13 protein-coding genes and 6 pseudogenes are annotated in these 20,042 nt (G+C 35.6%); 17 read left to right on the top strand and 2 right to left on the bottom strand.

What is annotated here, in order from left to right; genetic code table 11:
- Positions 1-899 precede the first annotated feature (899 nt).
- Positions 900-1,249 (bottom strand): annotated as a pseudogene (locus B5P40_RS33800) (Replicase RepFR55); the annotation flags it as partial.
- 127 nt (positions 1,250-1,376) lie between these two features.
- Here B5P40_RS33800 and B5P40_RS33795 point away from each other — a divergent pair.
- From B5P40_RS33795 to B5P40_RS26670, 10 genes and pseudogenes are all read left to right on the top strand, one after another.
- Positions 1,377-2,275 (top strand): annotated as a pseudogene (locus B5P40_RS33795) (hypothetical protein).
- 259 nt (positions 2,276-2,534) lie between these two features.
- On the top strand, positions 2,535-2,795 hold the full coding sequence (locus tag B5P40_RS26715; RefSeq protein ID WP_113710195.1) for a hypothetical protein: 261 nt from the start codon (positions 2,535-2,537) through the stop codon (positions 2,793-2,795).
- Positions 2,788-3,932 (top strand): annotated as a pseudogene (mobP2, locus tag B5P40_RS32960) (MobP2 family relaxase). Before B5P40_RS26715 ends, mobP2 begins: the two are co-directional and overlap by 8 nt.
- 48 nt (positions 3,933-3,980) lie before the next feature.
- A complete protein-coding gene (locus B5P40_RS26700) occupies positions 3,981-4,424 on the top strand; it encodes a hypothetical protein (protein WP_002191647.1) in 444 nt (147 codons plus the stop codon).
- A gap of 42 nt (positions 4,425-4,466) precedes the next feature.
- Positions 4,467-4,742 carry a hypothetical protein gene (locus B5P40_RS26695; RefSeq protein WP_002191646.1) on the top strand — a complete coding sequence of 92 codons (276 nt, stop codon included), beginning with the start codon at positions 4,467-4,469 and terminating at the stop codon, positions 4,740-4,742.
- Positions 4,735-4,950 (top strand): annotated as a pseudogene (locus B5P40_RS26690) (hypothetical protein); the annotation flags it as partial. The gene B5P40_RS26695 and the pseudogene B5P40_RS26690, both read left to right, overlap by 8 nt.
- A gap of 228 nt (positions 4,951-5,178) precedes the next feature.
- The gene (locus B5P40_RS26685) at positions 5,179-5,367 is read left to right on the top strand and encodes a hypothetical protein (RefSeq protein ID WP_002193510.1); all 189 of its coding nucleotides are present in this window, start codon (positions 5,179-5,181) and stop codon (positions 5,365-5,367) included.
- Between the two features lie 202 nt (positions 5,368-5,569).
- Complete coding sequence (locus B5P40_RS26680) at positions 5,570-6,547, top strand: DUF3991 and TOPRIM domain-containing protein (RefSeq protein WP_002193511.1); 978 nt, start codon at positions 5,570-5,572, stop codon at positions 6,545-6,547.
- Positions 6,540-6,731: pseudogene (locus B5P40_RS26675) on the top strand (restriction endonuclease); the annotation flags it as partial. The gene B5P40_RS26680 and the pseudogene B5P40_RS26675, both read left to right, overlap by 8 nt.
- A 541-nt stretch (positions 6,732-7,272) precedes the next feature.
- Positions 7,273-7,860 (top strand): annotated as a pseudogene (locus B5P40_RS26670) (reverse transcriptase domain-containing protein); the annotation flags it as partial.
- A gap of 33 nt (positions 7,861-7,893) precedes the next feature.
- Here B5P40_RS26670 and B5P40_RS26665 read toward each other — a convergent pair.
- The gene (locus tag B5P40_RS26665; protein WP_162208023.1) at positions 7,894-8,160 is read right to left on the bottom strand and encodes a hypothetical protein; all 267 of its coding nucleotides are present in this window, start codon (positions 8,158-8,160) and stop codon (positions 7,894-7,896) included.
- 167 nt (positions 8,161-8,327) lie between these two features.
- Here B5P40_RS26665 and B5P40_RS26660 point away from each other — a divergent pair, with 167 nt between their 5' ends.
- From B5P40_RS26660 to B5P40_RS26630, 7 genes are all read left to right on the top strand, one after another.
- On the top strand, positions 8,328-8,624 hold the full coding sequence (locus tag B5P40_RS26660; protein WP_000918583.1) for a WXG100 family type VII secretion target: 297 nt from the start codon (positions 8,328-8,330) through the stop codon (positions 8,622-8,624).
- Positions 8,625-9,001: 377 nt separating this feature from the next.
- Entirely contained in the window at positions 9,002-12,529 is a 3,528-nt protein-coding gene (esaA, locus tag B5P40_RS26655; RefSeq protein WP_113710193.1) for a type VII secretion protein EsaA, read from the top strand.
- A complete protein-coding gene (gene essA / locus B5P40_RS26650) occupies positions 12,504-13,016 on the top strand; it encodes a type VII secretion protein EssA (RefSeq protein WP_113710199.1) in 513 nt (170 codons plus the stop codon). The genes esaA and essA overlap by 26 nt, the downstream gene beginning before the upstream one ends.
- A gap of 13 nt (positions 13,017-13,029) precedes the next feature.
- Complete coding sequence (locus tag B5P40_RS26645) at positions 13,030-13,281, top strand: EsaB/YukD family protein (protein WP_000918627.1); 252 nt, start codon at positions 13,030-13,032, stop codon at positions 13,279-13,281.
- Between the two features lie 188 nt (positions 13,282-13,469).
- Positions 13,470-14,678, top strand: coding sequence for a type VII secretion protein EssB (gene essB / locus B5P40_RS26640; RefSeq protein ID WP_002191637.1), 1,209 nt, complete (start codon positions 13,470-13,472; stop codon positions 14,676-14,678).
- 40 nt (positions 14,679-14,718) lie between these two features.
- Positions 14,719-19,221, top strand: a complete 4,503-nt coding sequence (essC, locus tag B5P40_RS26635) for a type VII secretion protein EssC (protein ID WP_113710192.1) — start codon at positions 14,719-14,721, stop codon at positions 19,219-19,221.
- Positions 19,218-20,030 (top strand): DUF3952 domain-containing protein, encoded by an 813-nt coding sequence (locus tag B5P40_RS26630; RefSeq protein ID WP_016127887.1) that lies wholly within the window; start codon positions 19,218-19,220, stop codon positions 20,028-20,030. The genes essC and B5P40_RS26630 overlap by 4 nt, the downstream gene beginning before the upstream one ends.
- Positions 20,031-20,042: the final 12 nt, after the last annotated feature.

Below are 20,042 nucleotides of genomic sequence, written 5' to 3'. Positions count from 1 at the left end.
TTTGTAAGCCATTTTTCATAAGTATAATAGTTTTATCTTTATATTCTTTTTATATAAAAGATATATATTATATTAGGTTTTAACGTACTATCCGAAAAATGCGCATTTCTTGATTATCTAAAAGGTAGTAGTCTTTCACTAAGTAACAAATAAATTTAAATACTTGAAGATACTGATGGTATGATTTTACAAAAGATGTGTAATCAGTATGAAAAGGAAAATTAGTTTAAATAGAAGCATTATCAGTATGAACTAAAGGGAAGAGAGATATTAATTGCTCAGACAACAATTATACGCTGAGTTTATCCATATAGGCCTTAATTAGAAGAGACAATACAATATCATCTTAAATGAACAAACAACTCATGAGGAGTCGATAAAACCTATATTAGAGTAAAAAGAAAACTTATTTTGTCGAACAAGTCTGTCTAAGATCAAAAACACTTTATTCATAAAATGTTTGGTTTAGCTTCATATGCTAGAAATTCACAGGATTCTTTTTATATATTGAAAATATGCTAAGCTTCCTGAAAAAATGACAAAAAATATAGAATATTATATTTAATAAATCTTGTTTTAGAAATTAAAATAAATAAAAACATTAGAATTAATTTTTCACCTTTCATACTTACTACAGCAAGCTATTGAAGATTTAAGCTTAGTAAATTTCAAAGTTAATCCATTGGTAAATAAATGAATATTCAGTATCTATCAAATGTAATTTCTATAGTAGAGTTACCTGGAAACTGATAATAGTTTACAGAAAACGAGTACGGCTATTGAAGATTTTTTTGTTGAAAAATACTAAGATTATAGAAAACTATAAGAAGATATGAAAAATAACCTTGATATATATAATTATTTTAAACAAGGTTATTTTTCATTGGATTTTTTAAAATTTATCTGTTCTCTTCTAAAAAATTAAAGAAAACAAACTTACGATTATTATTTGCATCCAAAAGCGAGTTTGTCCTTTGGGTATTACGTTTTCTACGTTCTTAATTCTGTTTAGATTTTTGATTAAAAATCTTTATGAAATGCACAGGATTGCAATGGTTTCAGCTTTATTAAACTGAAACCATTGCAATCATTCTTCAAAATCCCATCTTGTGAAGCGATCGATATCAGATGGCAGTCTTAAAGCAATTATGTACGCATCATTTTCGGAAAGGTATGTTAATTCTTGACTCAAAATGTAATAATATGCTTTTTTCTGATCATCACTTAAGTAATCGTTTAAGTCATGTAATATCGAGAAGAAAAAGTCAATAGTGTGTTACGAATCATCTAAAAAAAAGAAAAGGAAACATGGCGAGTTACAAGTGTAGAAAAACTCAATATGAAAGTTTTATAACAAAAAAAGGTGAGGTGAGAGTGTGATAGGTACAATCAGTAGGAAGAGTGAAAGAATCAATTTGAGAAGAAATAAGTCGTGGATCTACCTAGCAATTATCAGCTTTCTATTTTTAGGTTTTTCCGCTTTCTTCACATCTAAAATTTACATGCCGAACGATGAAAGACTATTCCATACGGCAACAAATAAAGTAATCAAGTTGTCGGGAATGGGGACATTGATTGTAGAACAAAGGGAGTATAATCCACATAAAAACTTCATTGAAATTCGATTTCGGATAGAAGGATATGAGGAAACAGAATTTACGTTTCAGGCACAAGAAAAAGCAAAACCAGGTGTTCAATTACCTGTCAAAGTGTTGTATGAAGAGAACGGAAATTACGTGATAGAAGTCAAAGAATTATCTCCAAATTGGAGAGCGTTAACTTTAGATATATATAATAAAAAACAGTGAAAAAGAACAAATGGATATTCGCAAATTCACACAAGATGTTAACGAATATGAAGATGAAAATACAAGTACAAAGAGTCCCAATAAACTTGTTCAGACGATTTTTACCGATCAAAGAAAAATAAAAGCAAATGATGAATTGTTAGCTGAAGATAAAAAAACATATGAGATAGATTTTATAGAAAGAGACAAGAAAGATTTAGAAACAAAGATTAAATATTATGGGAAGGTAATCAAGCTTGAAGAAGAAAATGGGAAGACAGTTTATGAGAAAGTAAAAGAACTAAAAGATGAAATGAAGTACCAAACCGGAGCGGAAAAAACGAAAACCCAATCGAAAATATCATCTTTAGAATCCAAAATAAAATCATCAGAAAAGAACGTTGAATTGTTTGAAGGAGAGTAAAAAAAATGCGAGAGATAAGATCAAAAAATTAGAGCAAAAGGCACAAGAAATTAATAAAAATTGAAAAAAGACATAGGGACACGATGGAGACATTGAGAAGAAAAAGAGGGACATGAACGAGACATGTAGAAAAAATAACGGGACGTGATGGAGACGTTAACGGAAAATATGGGGACATAAGGGGGACATTCAGTTTCTTTTCTTGTTCCCATCGTTTCGCTAGGCTCCGCCTAGCTTCACACCATGGGTGGGAACAAAAACCCCTTATGCTCTTCTCACTATTTTTTGATCTCTACCCAAAATTGTAGAAAGGAGAGGGAAAAGTGGAAATCAGAATTAGAGAAGTAGATCCAATTGCCGTAAAGAAAATAGATGAAATTGCAAAGAGGAAAGGATTATCCAGGCAGAAATTTTTGAAAGACCAAATTGAGATGTTGGCATTTTTTCAGCAACAAAATAAAAGAGAAATGGAATTAGAAAATATCATCCAAAAGAACATCCATATGATGAATGATTGTTATAGCGAAATAAAAAAAATGAATGAGTTTATTCAAATGATGATGCAGGATGATGAAAATGAGTAGTACGGTTCCAGTTCAATCTTCCAGCACGCCAGGTTTTGTTTTAAAAACAAAATTTGTGTTATCAAGTTCAGATGCCTTTCAGAACTATATTGAGTAGTAGACCGGGAAGAAGCACAAAGTGAAGTGAAGTTGAATCCGAAAATGTTTGAGACGTATCAAGAATATATGGTGAATCCAGAAAAGACATCGGCACTGTTTACGGAACACGCAAATCGTTTAACGGAAAGTGAGAAAAAATCCTTAAAGGAAATGTTTAAGACTGATCATGAAAATGGAAGTATTATGTGGCAAGATGTCATTTCTTTTCATAATCCTTGGCTAGAGAAACAAGGCATTTATGATGAGAAAACAAAAAAATCGGATGAAAAAAAGTTAATGGATGTGAAACGGCTTGCGATGAAGGAAATGCATAAAAGAGAAGGGCCAGAAAAAAGTTCTACCTGGTCGGCAGCCATTCATTTTAACACGAATAACATTCATATTCATGTGGCAACTGTTGAACCATTTCCAACGAGAGAACGAGGAAAAAGAAAACCCAAAACATTAGATGCGATGAAGGGGAAAGTGGTAAATAATTTATTGGATCGTAAACAAGAACAAAAATAAACTAATGATTTGATACGAAATAATATGGTGGGAAGTAAAAAAGAGGATTCGGTTTTTGATTGGCGTAACAATCATCTGAAGCCATTCTTTTTATAAATATACAAAAAGTTACCAAATAATAAAAGGCAATGGCGATATAGCTACAATACAATTCAGCCATTGAAGCCGGAAATTGATGAATTAAGCAGGCGATATATTCAACATCATCATAAAAAAGATTACGATCAGTTTCTCCAAAAATTAGATAAAGGAGTTCAAGTTTTTAAAGAAGCATGTGGAGAAGGAAAGTATGATAAGAAGCAATATGAAAATTACATGACGAAAAAAATCAATGATTTGTATAAAAGAATAGGGAACGCCTTTTTACAAGAAATGAAGACATATGATAAAGAACAAAAGAGAATACATCATATGAAGAAATCAAAACCATATCAAAAATTCCAACAGAATGTATCTATTCAGTATTCCATGAAGAAAGTGGAGCGTGCTTTTAAAAGTGAATATGAAAGTTGGAAAAACCAAAAGTATTAAGAGCGGATGCAAAGGGAAAATGCATATGAAAACGAAAGGGGTTAGATTATGGGGAATGAAAAAGTAAGAATGAAGTTATCATTGAGTGAAAACGTCCATCATTATGTTCAAGAGTATATGGAGGAGAATAATATTACACATCCTGGTGATGCCATATCGAAAATTTGTATGGAACATCAAGCATCAAAAAATACAGAATGGTCATTGAATTATATTTCAGAAGTTGTTTCTAAAAATCTTCATGACATATTAAAAAGTGAGCTAACAAAAATTCGTCTTGGTGCAAATAGTGCGGATAGAAATACACAAGTTTTAATTGAATTAATGAATGGGTACTTTTTTGCCAATGACTTAGATTTAGAGAGTATTATTACTACGGATAAAATAGAAGTCGGTGGCGTGAAAATGGCAAAGGAAGTCGTAGCGGAACGAATTAGTCATGCGAGACAAAAACGTCTAGATCATGAAGCATCAAAGAACAATGTAACGTAAGCTACATTGTTTCTTTTTATAAAAAAATAGGAGGTTAGTAGGATGTTATTATTTCATGAAGATATCGCATTAGGAGTCATTAAAGCAATTGGAGAAGGTGAACTAATTTTACTTGTAAAAGATAAAGAATTAACAATTAAAATTACACGAGAACAAGAGGAAGAACTTGCAGTTCATGTTATGAATCAAGAGAATATGTTAGTTCCGGTTAACGTAAAAACTCATGCGCTTTTCTTTGATACAACTGAAAGATGGAATGAAGAAGACATGGAAGAATTGCAAAGAGCTAGCGAAAGAGTAGGAGAAGATCATGAGTAAAAATTATAAGGAAAAGTATCAAACAAAATCACCGGAAGAAAAGAAAGAAGCGGTGCAAGCTTTAACAAAAAAGATGGAAAAAAGCATAGAAGGCTATTTTCGTACACCGGGAGATTTGAAAGATTATTTATCTTTTATGGCAAAATTTTATCACTATTCACCATCTAATATTTCATTAATACAGAGTCAATTTGAAGAAGCCAGAGCCTATTGCACAAGGTAATGTGGAGCAGCCAAGGGCTACAAAAAAATCAAGTAGGAAAAAAGAAACAATGGAAATAGAACGATGAAAAATTTTATAACAGGCAAACCAGATTGAATCATTTTTTGTTACTCAATTGAGAAAACGGAAAGTGATTTTTTTATGTCTACAAGTGAAAGAGGATACATGTAAAAGCCCTCTTTCTTGTTTTTAGAACGAAAGGAGTGAAAAGGAATGGGAAACATTGTGGAAATCGTAGACATTGATTACAGGGGTGTTTGGGCAGAAAAAGAAGATCCAAAAGAACTCATTTTTATCTCATTATCTAAAAAAGAAATTCAAGCCGTTCGTGAAATATTGTTAGAGCAAAAACCATTATATGTGTTCTTACAGAAGGAACTAGAATGGAAGGTCATGTCATGAATGTATGGCTGTTTGCGGACTGTATGTTTCTTGTAGCTGTCTCTTTGAACGTATTGTTGTTATTTGGGCAAAGAATCGTGAAAAAGCTGAGAATCAAGAAACGGAACCATAAAACTGAAATTGCAGATTAATAGGAAAGGACTATGAAACGGAATAGTCCTCTTTTTTATTTCATTTTATAGAGTAAAGGGGGGATTCCGTAATGGCACATGTCAGTACGGAGGATGCGATGAAAGCAAGAAACATAGACTTGATTTCATATCTAGAAGCAAAGGGAGAAACGTTTAAGAAAGAAGGAAACTATTATCGTCATACGGAACATGACAGCCTCATTATTAAAGGAAATCAATACGCCTGGAATAGTCGTGGCGAAAAGGGCTATGGAGCGATTAGCTTTGCGATGATGTACTATGAAATGACATTTCCGCAAGCTGTACTAGACATCAATAAGGATGATTATAAAGAGTTTGATTGCTTAAAAGTTGAAGAAGAACACAAAAAAGGACAGCAGCCTTTCATCTATCCGAAACACTTAGAGGTGCAGAAACAAACAGAGATCAAGCAGTACCTAATTGATGAAAGAAAAATAGAACCTCGCCTGGTGAACTGGCTGATTAAAAAGGATCTCATCGTCCAGGATAAGAAAAACAATGTCGTGTTCAAATGGAGAGAAGAAGGTGGCAAAGGGCAAGTAATTGGAATGAACCGTCAAGGTACGGTCAAAATGGAGAATAAAAGAGGAAGCTTTAAACAAATTGTCCCGAATTATGAAAAAATCCATGCAGGTTTTACGGTTGATGTGGATAAGCCGGATAAGATCTATTTTTATGAAGATCCAATCGACATGTTATCTCATTGGAGTATCAAGCAAAATAAAATACAAAACGCTCGCCTGGTCTCTATGCATGGATTGAAGTCAAAAACGGTGATTCAATCTTTAATGGATGCAAAAAAAGAAGGGCACGATATTAAAGAGGTCATTATGGCAGTTGATAATGATAAGGCCGGGAAAGACTTCATTCAGACGATGAAATGCTTTGTAGATCTTAAAGAGGATGTTCCAATGCATGAAAAAGATTGGAACGATGTTCGGAAGAAACAAGTGAATGAACAACAACCAAAAGAAACAGCTCAACCAAAGAAAATGAAACCAATCAAAGAGGTGGAGAGAAGTGTCTAATCTACCAGCAATGCCAAATATACTACAGATTTTGATTTGTGGTTTTATCTTTTATGTTCTTTTTCGTATTTGTAAGTTTATGTACCGGAAGATCCAGGAGCGTAGAATGCTGAAGCGAATGGTGAAGTCCGGCATTCGCTATATAGACAAAATGGACGGACATCAATTCGAAGTGTATGTGCGCCCATAAGGGCTTCTGGGGAATCTGCTTTAGCAAGTAGTAGGTATAGACACCCAACAAACCTATCATCAATCAACTTATCCATGAGGGAAACCAAAGGCAACTTATGGCAAGATGAAACTGTTGTGAACAAGGATGAAAGCTAAACTGCTTGAATGACAGTCCAAGGGGGCATATCGAAGCCTATTTCGAAAGGTGACTGATACGAAATAAAACCATGGTACAGGGTTCAGATAGATAACCCTTGTATAGTAGGTGTCCGTGGTTTCCTAGCCATAATAAATGGAAAAGGACGAAAGTCACATCCGATATCACAATACTGCTATGTCCGCAGAAGTACTAAATGGGGATTACCTAAGTTAGAGTGCCATAGAAAATGGCTATCGAGGATGATATCAAGTGTAATAAGCAAGATATGTGGCCCATGAAAATCTAATAAGGTAACGGAGTTCCCGTAGTAGTCTGAAGTGGGGAAAGCCTATCACATGGCGAAGGGGAACAGCTTATCTAGTTTAATACAATTATGGAAGGAGCGAGAGGCTTCATGAGAAATCCAAATGATGTATTAAGCAGTCTAGCGTCTAAGGCAAACAATACTGAGTATAAGTACAAAAGACTGTATAGGAACTTATACAACATAGAGTTTTATCTTTTAGCTTACCACAAGATTAATGCCAAAGAAGGAAGTCTGACTAAAGGTGCAGATGGAAAAACTATTGATGGAGTGAGTATCGAAAGAATACAAAACATAATTGAAGAATTAAGAGAGCAGTCTTATCGACCACACCCTGTTAAAAGAGTGTATATCTCAAAAGCAAAGCAAGGAAAAAGACCGTTAGGAATTCCGTCTTTTGATGATAAACTAGTACAGGAAGTATTGAGATTAATACTCGAAAGTATATACGAGCCACAATTTTTGGAAACATCACATGGTTTTAGATCACAAAGAAGCTTTCATACAGCAATAATAAAAATTCAGAGGCGATTTACTGGTGTGAAATGGTTTGTTGAAGGAGATATAAAGGGATTCTTTGATAATATAAACCATCACATACTTATAGGAATATTAAGAAGAAGAATCGATGATGAAAAATTTATGCCTAATTTCTTCGCTAAATGGATACCGTCTGGTTTGTTTTGAATAGATTTCTTACGAAATATGTACCTAAATCAGTACTTGGATAACTTTGCCCATCCCCCAAAAAGGGGGATGGGCAAAGTTATCCAAGTAAAAAATAAAATTTAAAACACGAATAATGTTTCTTGGCCAAAATTCCTGAATGCCCCAAATTACGAACTTTAACCATTCCTGGTATCCAGCCATTTGAATGCATTTTCCTTTTTCATATCCATCACGCACCTTTTTTAGATTAGTAGTATCAGCATGTCTAAGATTTGTGAATTTATTGCAATTGTCCTGAAGTTTTTGCACCAGAACCCCTTTATTTATATGCATAGACAAGAAAAAAACGACAATATATGATAAGAATATCCAAAAAAGTAAAAATATCTTTTCAATTTTTCTACTTATTGTTATAATTCAGTAAGTAAAATAAAAGTTTGTTTTACAATTTTCACAAATTGATAGGGGGAATATAAATGGCTGGACAAATTCGTATGAGCCCAGAGGAGCTTAAAGCAAAAGCAGCTCGTTATGGTAACGGTGGTCAACAAATTGAGGACATTCTACGCGATTTAACAAACTTACAATCAGACTTACGTGGAGAATGGGAAGGTCGTGCATTCGAAGGGTTTGACCGACAATTTATCGAATTAGCACCGAAGGTAAGAAATTTTGCCCAATTACTACATGACATCGAAAGACAATTGAAGGATACAGCAGATGCTGTGGCTCGACATGATCAAGACTTATCCCGTAATTTTGGACTTAGCTAATTACGGTGATGTTTGTTAGTAGATTAGGGGATTTTTCATGCTTTACATAGTAACGGGCGCGAGTAAATTCTCTGAGTAGTGAGCCACGCAGCAAGTGCTGCGTGGTTTATTTATTGGGGTTATTTGTAAAAAAGGGAGAGATGCTGCCATTTTTCTTGGGATTATACTACAAAATAAATATAAATGCTTAGTAAAAAAAGTATAAGGTAGCTTGAAGTTTGTTTGCATCTCTCCCGCATTAGCGGATAGTAAAGCTCCTACTAATGAAAGTTTCACCTTATTGTGGGTATGAAAAGGAGTATCCGTTTTCGCGACTACTAGAAGTAAGCGAATAACAGTATACAGACAAAGAGTTTTACTAGCAGGAGTGGTGATGTGTGAAAAAAATAAAGTGGAGCATAGTATTTTTTATTATACTGACGCTTGCGCTGTCTACTGGAACATCCTTTCTAGCACTGAATCAAGTGAAGAAAGGAAAGAGTGATAAAGAAACACAAAAGATGACGGTTGCGCTGGTTAACGAAGATCAAGGTGCAAACCTGGGTGGCAAAAAGATTGAATTTGGTAATGAATTTATTACGAGTGTGGAAAAAGATAATAAGCACGATTGGTATGTAGTTAGCCGCGGGGTAGCAGAAAGCGGACTATCACGTAACGTCTATAATATGATGATCGTTATTCCGAACGATTTTTCCAAAAAAGCATTATCAATTGAGTCGAATGCGCCGGAAAAGGTGACGCTTAACTACAAGGTAAATACAACTGGTAATAATGATATAAAAGCAGAAGCAGAAAAAACAGCAAGTTCGATACTTGGAGATTTCAACAGCCGAATTATCGATGTTTATTTCGCTAGCATTATCGGAAACTTGCAAAATGCGCAGGATAACATTACAACTTTTGTAAAAAAAGAACAAACTTACACCGATGTGTACAATAAAGAGGTTCATAGCCCGCTAGCTGGTTACACACAGCAGTTTAAAAGTGTTCAAGATCAAACAGGTGTGGCGAAAGGCAGTTTTAAAGGGTTACAAGAGATTTTAAATGGGTTTAGCAACAATTTGAATGAAGGTATGAAATCCAATCAGACCAGTCAGACAGCTTTTGGTGATTTTAATAAAATGAAGGAAGCAAATGGCCTTGTCTTAAAGGATTTCTCGACACAGTTGACTCAGTTTGACCAAAGTATGAATACAACAGATATAATGCAACAATTTGCTAATTTAGAATTAGCGAATAAAGTAATTTACGATCAATTTCAGTTGAAAGAAGAGCAGCCTAATATTTTATCGGATTCAGCTGGTATGCAAAAGTATTTGAGTGATAACAGTGCGAAAATTCGCAGTCACAACACTGAGTTAGCAAATAGACTAGGACCAGAGCTTACGGCATCAATAACTGAAAAGCTAAAGCGGGAAATTTCAAATTCTTCTGAGGGTCATCAAGACGTGTATTTAAATAAATTCTTTGATGCACCGGATAATCGTGCGAATCAAAAGATTCAAGAGGCTATTAATCAGTTACCGTCATTAAATAAAGATGATATTCAAAACATTGGTTTATCAGATGGGACGAAGAAAGAACTGGAAAATGTTATTGATATCACAAATAAATATAATGCGGAAAAACTTTACACACCTGCGCGAGGTACAGATACTATTCCAATGGTGGAAATGATAAAAAAAATTAAAGATAATTTGACGACATCTGGTGTTGAAGTAAACGATAAAGCAGTATTGCCAGCTACGAAAAAAGAAGGGCAATATATCACATTAAATGTACCAGACGATTATGAAGTGACAAGTGTAAAACTGGTTATCGGAAATGAAGCAGATTACACAGAGGAGTACCTTGAAAATAAAAAAGTTGTTTTGCCAGCTACAGACAAAGGCGATTTCGAAATTAAAGCGACATTACGTTTAAAAAATGCTAAAAGTAATATTTCTGTCTTTGAGCCTGTAACTTGGAGTTGGAATTTGACACAAGAGGATACAGATTATGTCATTGATAATCCATCATCTGACATGAAACCAAAACCAACTGAACCGCCTATACTAGGTGAATCACGTACGATTACTTATCAAAATCCTTTGAAGAAGGTAAAAAAAAGTGACAGTCAAACGCAAAATAGTGGCAGCCAGCCAGGTGGAAGTGACAGTCAAACGCAAAATGGTGGTAGCCAGCCAGGTGGAAGTGACGGTCAAACGCAAAATGGTGGTAGCCAGCCAGGTGAAGGTGGCGGTCAAACGCAAAATGGTGGTAGCCAGCCAGGAAAAAGTGATGGGGAGACACAAACAGAACAGCCAGGAAAAAGTGATGGAGAGACACAAACAGAACAGCCAGGAAAAAGTGATGGAGAGACACAAACAGAGCAGCCCCCTAAAAAAGATGAAGAGACGAATACAGAAGGGGAATGGAAACCTGTAAATAATAATTACATTACTCACCAAGTTATGTCGTCGTTAGATTCGAATGCGACTAATAAGCTTATACAAGCAGTTGAAGATACGATTAAAAATTATCAAAAACTATCTAACATGTATAACTTGTATTACGGGTTTGAGGCATCAGCCGATTTACCGGAGAATTTTAATCAAAAATCACTTACGGATTTAACAGAATCACATCAAAATTCATTATACTACCTGTTCAACAAACGCGATGTGCTTGACTTATTAGCGGAATACATTGCTAAGCAAACGACAGAAGAAGTACAGCAACAAACAAAAGATTTGAAAGACAAAGTAGATGCTTATCTTCAATTGGTTGATGAAGCAGATAAAAATTCTACACATTTAACAGAAGTAATTAAGCAGACAACTGAGCAAGCAAACGCGATGAATACGAATCTTACGCAAACGTTAAAAAATTTAGCAACATGGCGTGAAACAAGCAATAAACTAATCGATCAACAAGGGAAAGTTGTGACAAATAGTGATGGTGAACAAACGGCGACGCTTGCGTTAGACGGGGAATTCAAGTCTATTTTTATACAAAGTCAGACACTCGCTGATCAGTCGAAGGGTAACTTAATATCAACTGACGATGTGTATAAAACGTTTGATAATATTGATGACCAGGCGAAAACGATTCAAGATAGTGGAGATTCGCTAGTTGGTCAGGCGACAAGGCTTTCGGGTGATCTAAGTAAGAAACTAATTGATGATAAAGATTACTTGAAAAATTTCACGAAAGTTCTCGCAAACAGTCGCGTTGGCGATCGACAAAACGAAAATTTATATAGCTTCCTTGCAAACCCAGTGCAAAAGAAAAACGATGGTGTTGTTGTAGCCGCAGATACGTTTACACCATATTTATTAGTACTGATTTGCTTCATTGTTTCTCTATTTACAGCTTATGTAATTTCAAACCAAGAACGAAAACGTATAGAAAAAAGTGCTTTTGAGGAAGAGATGTCATTGGTACTGAAAAACGTACCAACTACGGCTGTTCAAGTTGGTATTGGAATAGTTGAAGGGATTCTAATTGGCGGTATTTCAGGCTATTTATTGAAAATTAGTCATGCAGAATTCCCAGTATGGATCAGCATGTTTACCAGCATTATGTTAGTGCTAGTTCTCATTTCAGGCTACTTATTACGCCAAATGAAAATGGTCGGAATGTTTATTTTGCTAGCCACGTTTAGCCTGTATCTGTTCCTGACAGATGCAGTTGGGTTGAATCTTGATAAAATGTCGACTGCTGCTAAAATACGTGAATTTTCACCGCTTCAATATATTGAGATTATGATTACTGGTTTTGCAAACGACCGAGCAAATTGGTCGACTATTATGTATAGTTTAATGGCAGCTGTCGCTATTGGCCTTGTGGTAAACTTATTCGTCATACGCAAATACCGGGCAGAAGAAAGGGATGAATATGAAGCTGATTCTCATACGAGCTAGTTTCATTACTGTTTTTTTGTTGCTTTTTCTTGCTCCGTCGTCCCTTCACGCTGATACGGGCAGCTATCTTGATCATAACGGAAAGATAGATTTGAAAACGGATCGTGTGGAACAGATGCAACAGGAAAAAGTCGAAAAGGAACAAAAGGAACCCCAAGAAACTGAGCTTGAAAAACACGCACCAGACTTGTTTAAAGAACAAACAAAAGATGTAATTAAAGAGAAGCAGAAACAAATAGAGGGCGAAACGAAAGCATTAAATGACTCATTGTTTGTAACATCAGACAAGAAGGATACAACTGTGAAGGACAGACAAAACAGCTTGTTTGCTCAAAATTATACGGTTAGCAACGCTGTTAACGCTGACCAAAACACTAATCAACTAGAAACGGAGCCTATCAGTACACAAATGATAGGAATCCTATCTGGTGTAGTACTAGCAATTTGCTGCGGCATTTATGTTGTAATACGGAAAATTTGGCAGTAAGGGAGAAGGAAGTATGGCAGGACAAACACATATTAATGTCACAATTGACTTTAGTAAATGGGATAGCAGATTATATGATCTGCGTATCCCGACCCACCAGCCCGTCAAACAGCTGCTCATGAACATTGCTGAAGCACTAAAACTTGATGTGATAGAAGTTTCTCGCTGCGCTATTAAGGTTGTTAATAAAGAACTGTTACTCACTGACGATGATCGGTTAATTGATTATCAGGTAACGGACGGGGATATATTAAAAGTTTTGTAGAATTAAAATCTTTCTTTTTAGTTAGGTGAGAGTAACTGACCGTGCATAGAAGCGGTCAGTTACTGCTTTTGCCAAAAAACAAAGCTAGAAAGCAAGAGTGGATCACTTCAACATAGCAGCGACTTATATGTTGAAAAATCAAAATGAATTTATATAGAAAAGAACATGAAAAAGAGGAGTAAGAGACTATGACAGAGAGAACGATTCAGCTAGATTCGATGCAGTATCTATTTGAAACGACTGAGCATATACGGACATTGAAATTATCGAAATCACAGACGCGTGTGAAGGACATGCGGCAACTGGAGTTAATCACAGAAAAATCTAACTTCTTTGTACCGGCTACAGTAGAAGATCATGAAGATATGTTTACATTTGAGTTCAACGTTAAGGGATATACAAAGGAATGGGAAGATGTACACAAACTAGGAAAGAACGATAAATTACGATTATTGCTTAATGTTGCTCGTTTTCAAGAGTGCTTACAAACGCGAAAAACTTTCTTCCTTCATCCAGACAATCTAGTATTTGATGACAATTATATGCCCTATCTAGTTTATCGTGGTATCCGTGATATTGTACCACCGTATCGCTTAGATGATGAGAAGTTTTTACGTCAGTATAAATGTTTAGTTGTCGCAATATTCTCGAAAAAATATAGTTTTGATGAATTGTATTCTGGTTCATTGAACAATGCAAAAGATACAGCATTCGAACGTAATGTCGTTGAGGTTGGTACATTTGATGACCTTGTAAAGTTGTTAAATGAGCATTACAGAAGAGAACAAACGACAACAGAGAAAAATATGCAGCTTGTGCCGAAAAAACGATTCCGTTTATTTAAACGATTATCCATTTTTATGATTGTTGCTTCGATTGTTCTCGCAGTACCGCTTGGCTATTTCAGTTTTGTAAAAATGCCGTATCAAAATAAATTGTTAGAGGCAGATAAGAATTTCTTGGCGACAGACTACGATAAAGTAATTAGCACTTTAAAGGAGCAAGATCCTGAAAAACTACCGGATGCATCTAAATATGTTTTAGCTTCTTCATACGTAAAGGCAGAAAAACTAACAGATGATCAAAAAGCAGCAATTATGAAGAATGTGAGTCTAAAAAGTGATAAAAATTATTTATTATATTGGATTTACAATGGGCGCGGAGATTTCTCTAAGTCTTTAGATCTTGCGAAATATATCGATGATCCGCAATTGATTATGTACGGATTAATTAAACAAATTGAACAAGTGAAAAATGATCCGAAGTTGACTGGTTCAGCGCGTGAAGAAAAAGTACAGAAATATCAGAAACAATTGGAAGATTACCAAAAAAAATATAATACAAATTCCTCAGATGACTTATCAAATAAGAACCCATCAGGAAATAAAGAGAACTAGACATCAAACGAAATAAAAATAAAAGAAACGGGAGATAGAGATGGTACAACTACTAACAATTAGTTACGGTAATCAACTACATAAATGTCATCTTAATCCGAAAAAACGTGAATTAGTCACAATCGGAAATGAATGGTCCGACACAGTTACTTACGCGGACTTGGAAACGCGTGTAGTGGTGAAGTGGGACGGCGAAGCATGGAAACTTGAGGATGAAGCATTACGTGCAAATGAACATGTGACTCTAGATATTACGAAAGAGAAACAAATGCATTTTTACTTAACGGATGCAGGAGAAGAGTATGTGTATGACATGGCGTCCAAGTATAGTATTTCGTTTGGCGCAACGGATCGCGATGATGTGACAATTAAAAATATGACAGCTGCTAACTTGCTGTTTATCCGTGAAACATGGGGAGATTGCTTTAAAGTCGTTGTGAATGACGGCTATGTATATCACAACTTTTTTCGCATGACTGGTGAGGCAATGCTTGAACCAGGCGATCAACTGTATTTTGATGGTGTAACAATCAAAGTTGGGAAAGAAGATATTCAAATATTAGCTTCACCTAATCGCATTACATCAAAATTAACACCTTTAATGGAAGCTGATAATGATTTAGGTGATGAATATCCGAATTATCATCGTTCCCCGCGGATTATTTACCGTGAGCCAGAGGAAAAACTCACGATTGGAAAGCCATCTCACCTACCGTCAAAACCAAGTGAACAACTGGCACAGATGATCGTCCCGCCGATTGTGATGATCGTGTTGACTGTAGTCGTTTCAATCTTTCAGCCCCGCGGGATTTTTATTATCGCATCACTCGGGATGACAGTGGTAACAGTAATTATTGCATTAACCACATATTTAAAGAATTTAAAGAAATACAGAATTGATACGAAAGAACGGAATGAAAGTTATCAAAATTATTTGAAGCAGAAAACGCAAGAATTGTATGCCGCAAGTGAAGAGCAAAGGCACGCTTTAGATTATCACTATCCAAACATTGAACAAATTCGTGATATGGCAGTAAGAGTAGATTCGCAAATCTATGAAAAAACAATGTTCCACCATGATTTCTTGACATATCGGGTTGGACTGGGCCGCGTTGATTCTAGTTTTGAAATTCAGTTTAACAAAGAAGAGTTTACGCAAAACAAAGATGAATTAGTAGAAGCTGCAAGCGGCTTACGTTCGCAATATATGGGTTTAGAGAATGTACCAGTTGTGACCGACTTAGTGAATGGCCCGGTAGGTTATATCGGACAACGAAAATTAGTAATCGAACAGCTGCAAATGCTCGTTATGCAAACAGCTCTGTTTCATAGTTATTATGATTTACAATTCATTACGATTTTCCCAGAAGAAGAAAAAGCAAGCTGGGAGTGGATGCGCTGGTTACCGCATGCGAGTTTACGAGATATTAATGTTCGCGGGTTCGTGTATCATGACCGAAGCCGAGATCAAGTATTGAACAGTTTGTATCAAATCCTGAAGGAACGCAAATTAGCATTAGATGAAAAAGGCAATTCCAATGAAAAAATGTATTTTGCACCTCATTACGTTGTATTGATTACAGATGAAAAACTAATTTTAGATCATAGTGTAATGGAGTTCTTTAACGAAGACCCGAGCGAACTTGGTGTATCTCTCATCTTTGTAGAAGATGTGATGCAAAGTTTACCGGAACATGTGAAAACAGTTATTGATATTCGCGATGCGAAAAACGGGAATGTTATCTTAGAAAAAGGTGAACTAGTGAATCGCCACTTTACGCTCGATTACTTCCCAGATGGTTTCAACAAAGAAGAGCTCTCTCGTGCATTAGCACCGCTGAATCACTTGCAAAACTTAAGAAACAGTATTCCAGAAAGTGTTACATTCCTTGAAATGTACGGCGTTGAAAAAATTCATGAACTAAACATTAAGGCTCGCTGGGCGAAAAACGAAACATTTAAAAGTTTAGCTGTACCGCTGGGCTTACGTGGTAAAGATGACATCGTCAACTTGAACTTACACGAAAAAGCACACGGACCGCATGGATTAGTCGCAGGTACAACGGGGTCTGGTAAATCAGAAATTATTCAATCGTACATTTTATCTTTAGCGGTAAACTTCCATCCGTATGAAGTCGCATTCCTACTGATCGACTATAAGGGCGGCGGAATGGCAAACTTATTCAAGAACTTACCGCATTTATTAGGAACAATTACGAACTTAGACGGTGCTCAAAGTATGCGTGCCCTTGCATCGATTAAAGCAGAATTACAAAAACGTCAACGTCTATTTGGCGAATATGATGTAAACCATATTAACCAATATCAAAAACTATACAAACAAGGCAAAGCGAAAGAAGCAATGCCGCACCTATTCTTAATTTCAGATGAATTTGCTGAGTTAAAATCAGAACAACCTGAATTTATGAAAGAATTAGTATCAACGGCACGTATCGGTCGTTCACTAGGAATCCACTTAATCCTAGCAACGCAAAAACCGAGCGGGGTCGTAGATGACCAAATTTGGAGTAACTCCAAATTCAAATTAGCACTAAAAGTACAAAACGCATCCGACAGTAACGAAATCTTAAAAACACCAGATGCCGCAGAAATTACACTGCCAGGCCGCGCGTACTTACAAGTCGGAAATAACGAAATCTATGAACTGTTCCAAAGTGCATGGAGCGGAGCGGATTATATTGAAAACAAAGAGGACCAAGAACAGCTAGATACGACGATCTATGCGATTAATGAGCTTGGGCAGTATGAGATTTTGAGTGAGGACTTGAGTGGACTCGGAAACAAAACGGAAATCACAACTGTACCGACTGAACTTGATGCGGTTATCGATTATATTCATGATTACACAGAAGAAAATCGAATTGAAGCATTACCAAGACCGTGGTTACCACCGCTTCCAGAGAAAATATTCTTACAAGACTTACATCCAGTAAACTTTAAAGAAGCATGGTCAGGTGAAAAGAAACCATTACAAGCAACAGTTGGTTTACTAGACCAGCCTGAACTACAAGCACAAACACCGCTTACGTTAGACATAAGTAAAGACGGTCACGTTGCAGTCTTCTCAAGTCCAGGATACGGAAAATCAACGTTCTTACAAACAGTTATTATGGATGTGACACGTCAGCATAGTCCGGAGCATTTGCATGTGTACTTAATCGATCTTGGAACAAATGGTCTTTTACCATTAAAAGGATTACCTCATGTGGCGGATACAATTACAATTGACGAAACAGAAAAATGCTTAAAATTGGTAGAACGATTAAATCAAGAAATGAAAGCTCGTAAGCGCATGTTAAGTCAATATGACGTAGCAAGCTTAGAAATGTATGAAAAAGCTAGCGGAAATAAAGTTCCGAATATCATTGTAGCAATTGATAATTACGATGCGGTAAAAGAAGCTAGATTTTACGAAGAGTTTGAAATGCTTATGATGCAAGTTGTCAGAGAAGGTGCAAGTGTAGGAATTCATACATTGATTAGTGCTGGTAGACAAAGTGCACTACGCATTCAACTATACAATAACATTAAGGTACAACCTTGTCTGTACATGATTGATCATAGTGAAGTATCAAGTATTGTAGGACGATCTGATATTAAGATTGAAGAAATTACAGGACGTGCACTGATAAAACTAGAAAATCCTACATTATTCCAAACAGCATTACCAACAACAGCAGAAGACGAATTGCAGCAAATTCAGTTGTTACAACAAGAAGCACATGAAATGGATGAAGCATGGCAAGGAGAGCTTCCTAAAGCGATTCCAATGATGCCAGAAGTAATTGACTTAATGACATATCGTAACCATAAACAAGTGAAACAAGCATTACAATTAGGACAAATTCCAATGGGTCTTGACTTTAAAGAAGTGGAAGTTGTTGCCCATGATAGTGCGGTAAATGATCACTTAATGATTTATAGTGTAGACGATAGTATAAGAAAACAAGTTGTATCAAGTATCATTTCTCAAACGAATAAAGACTATTTTGAAAGTGTAACGTTAGTAGATACAAGCGAATACGGATTTGTTCAATATAAAGAGAATGTGACCCATTACATCGTAGCAGAAAATGATGTAAATACACATCTCAAGCATTGGATGGAAACTATTCGCGAACGATCCAATGAATTAGCACAAGCAAGACAAGAAGGTAGAGAAATACCAACATTCGCAAAACAACTCATTGTTATCGCAAATGTTGAAGAATTGAATCGACTTGTTTACATCGACGACGTAGCGGCAGCAACTTTAATAGATTCATCTCGTGCAGTAGGCATCTACTTTATCTTTGCTGGGCATCATGAATATATGGACCGAAACAGAGATGCATTACCAATGAAAATGCGAAATAAACTAACAACAGCAATCATCGCAATGCCTCTAAACGACCAAAGCATTTTCAACATCAAGTATGTAAGTAACGAACCAGCTTTAGGAAAAGATGAAGTATACTATTATGTAAAGGGAAATATTACTAAACTGAAAATGCCAAGAGTAACGAACGAGGTGATGGTATGAAAAAGAAAAACAAAGTTAAGGGGATGATTATTATGACGGTAGTTGCGTCTTTATTAGGCGGATGTAGTTTTGGAGAAACGAAAATTGAGTATGAACCATTTGTAAAGGCCTTGGATGAAGGGGATATGACGAAGGTTATGTCTGCGAGTGATGATGGATATGCACATGTGTTTCAAAGAGGTATATATAGTGCGTATGAGGAAAAAGAAGATGGAGAGCACAGTAAAACAATCTATCAAACTACGGAAGGTGTATATAATACGAAAGATAAAAGCTTATATGGAGATACAACACAAGAGATTACTACTGATATAGATAATAGAAAGAAAGAAAGTACAAATAATAATTATAAAGAAGAAACTGTTTATAGTACAAATATTATGTATAAAAATGGGCAGGTACAAAGTGATTCCAATGTTGATGTTTCTTACGTTAATTTAATTGTGGATCGGTTAAAAGGAATAGGGAAACTAAAGATGAAGCCAGGTGGTGATATTAAAAAATTTGATCAGCCTAATACCGTTGGATATAAACTAACTGAATCAGAATTTCAAAGTATTATTAATGACAAACTAAAAATACAATATGATGAATATCGTGGGGCGACAATTGTACTTTATCTTGACGCCGCAAAAAAACCAAAGCAGATACTGCAAGTAAGTATTGATGTAGACTACAAGAAAAAGAACGATGAGGGGAATTTAGTAAGGTATGCGTTGCAGATACACACATACTTTAATAGAAAACAAGATAATGGTAAAGACGCTAAAAAAGAATATGTAGATTATAAAGCACAGTACAAAAAATAATAAATAATAAAT

The sequence above is a fragment of the Bacillus sp. SRB_8 genome (assembly GCF_003264205.1).
GTDB classification, from domain to species: Bacteria; Bacillota; Bacilli; order Bacillales; family Bacillaceae_G; genus Bacillus_A; species Bacillus_A mycoides.
The sequence above is the reverse complement of the archived record's forward strand: the minus strand, read 5'-3'. Positions and strand labels throughout refer to the sequence as shown.

Excerpts from the sequence above, each read along its gene's own strand:
- B5P40_RS26680 (WP_002193511.1), top strand. The coding sequence starts at position 5,570 with ATGGCACATGTCAGTACGGAGGATGCGATGAAAGCAAGAAACATAGAC.
- B5P40_RS26700 (WP_002191647.1), top strand. The coding sequence starts at position 3,981 with ATGGGGAATGAAAAAGTAAGAATGAAGTTATCATTGAGTGAAAACGTC.
- essA (WP_113710199.1), top strand. The coding sequence starts at position 12,504 with ATGAAGCTGATTCTCATACGAGCTAGTTTCATTACTGTTTTTTTGTTG.
- essC (WP_113710192.1), top strand. The coding sequence starts at position 14,719 with ATGGTACAACTACTAACAATTAGTTACGGTAATCAACTACATAAATGT.
- B5P40_RS26695 (WP_002191646.1), top strand. The coding sequence starts at position 4,467 with ATGTTATTATTTCATGAAGATATCGCATTAGGAGTCATTAAAGCAATT.
- B5P40_RS26630 (WP_016127887.1), top strand. The coding sequence starts at position 19,218 with ATGAAAAAGAAAAACAAAGTTAAGGGGATGATTATTATGACGGTAGTT.
- B5P40_RS26685 (WP_002193510.1), top strand. The coding sequence starts at position 5,179 with ATGGGAAACATTGTGGAAATCGTAGACATTGATTACAGGGGTGTTTGG.
- B5P40_RS26660 (WP_000918583.1), top strand. The coding sequence starts at position 8,328 with ATGGCTGGACAAATTCGTATGAGCCCAGAGGAGCTTAAAGCAAAAGCA.
- B5P40_RS26645 (WP_000918627.1), top strand. The coding sequence starts at position 13,030 with ATGGCAGGACAAACACATATTAATGTCACAATTGACTTTAGTAAATGG.
- essB (WP_002191637.1), top strand. The coding sequence starts at position 13,470 with ATGACAGAGAGAACGATTCAGCTAGATTCGATGCAGTATCTATTTGAA.